This window comes from Pseudomonadota bacterium (assembly GCA_022361155.1).
Taxonomy (GTDB): domain Bacteria; phylum Myxococcota_A; class Polyangia; order Polyangiales; family JAKSBK01; genus JAKSBK01.
In genome coordinates this window covers 1-1,109 of the sequence record JAKSBK010000458.1, presented here as the reverse complement: position 1 = coordinate 1,109, position 1,109 = coordinate 1, and the positions used below count along the sequence as shown (strand labels likewise).

The following is a 1,109-nucleotide window of genomic DNA, read 5'->3' as shown; positions in this document are numbered from 1 at the left end:
GCTGATCACGCCCATCATGCTGATGGGCATCTTCTTCGTGCTGGTCTACTACCACAACTTCCAACGGGCCCCGCTGGTGGTCATGCTGGCCGCCGTGGCGTTCCTGTTCGCCACCTACACCGGCATCCAGTTCTACCGGGTCATCGAGAAGAACGAGAACTGGGTGCGCCAGCAGAGCGACCTGGGCATGCCCACCCGCATGGTCAACTTCGGCAAGCTGCTGGTGCACATCTGGTTCAGGCCCAAGGGCGAGGACTGGCGCATGTTCGACCAGTTCAAGATCAAGGTGAAGGGACTGGAGGCCACGCGTCCCGTGGTCAAGCGCATGTCCCTGCTGCCGTTGTTGTCCCACGTCACCAACCAGACGCCGGCCAACGTCCCCTACTGGGGCGGCGAGACCTACCGGAACCTGTTCGTCAGCGCCATCCCGCGGGTCATCTGGCCGGCCAAGCCGCAGGAGAAGCTGGGGAACGAGTTCGGCCACCGCTACAACCTGATCGCCGACGACGACACCACCACATCCGTCAACATGCCCTGGCTGGTGGAGTTCTACGCCAATTTCGGCTCCGTCGGCGTGTTCTGGGGGATGTTCCTGATCGGCATCTTCATGGCTGCCGTGGACAGGTTCTTCAACGCGCCCGGCATGCGCGGGCTGGAGGTCATCGTCGGGCTCTCCATCATCTTCCCGTTCGTCTACCAGGAGTCCAACTTCACGGTGATGACCGGAAGCCTGCTGCCCCTCGCCGTCAGCCTGTGGCTCTACTTCCGCATCGGCCTGACCGTGGGCGAGCCGTCCCGTGCCCCGGCCCCGGCGAACGCCTAGGCATTCAGTCCCGTCGTGTGACGGGTCGGGTCGACCTCGGGTCCCGTCGGTTCTCTTGTCCGAGTTTGCCGGTGTACGTGGACGGCGTGCCGCGGCGCCGGCACATCGCCATCGATCCGCTTTTCCCCCGAGGCGGGTTTCGCTACCCTTCCGCCGACTCGGATGTGGACCCGGAAAAGGGGATGGACGATGGCCGATGACGCGGAAGGACAGGGCGACGGGGACGGAAAGAAGGGAGGGTCGAAGAAGATTGGCACGGGCAAGCTCGTCGGCATGATCGTCGGCG

1 protein-coding gene is annotated in these 1,109 nt (G+C 64.2%); it reads left to right on the top strand.

Features of this window, described 5'->3' with window-relative positions; genetic code table 11:
• A partial coding sequence (locus MJD61_17290; protein ID MCG8557017.1) for a hypothetical protein occupies window positions 1-823 on the top strand: 823 nt, incomplete at its 5' end.
• Window positions 824-1,109 lie beyond the last annotated feature (286 nt).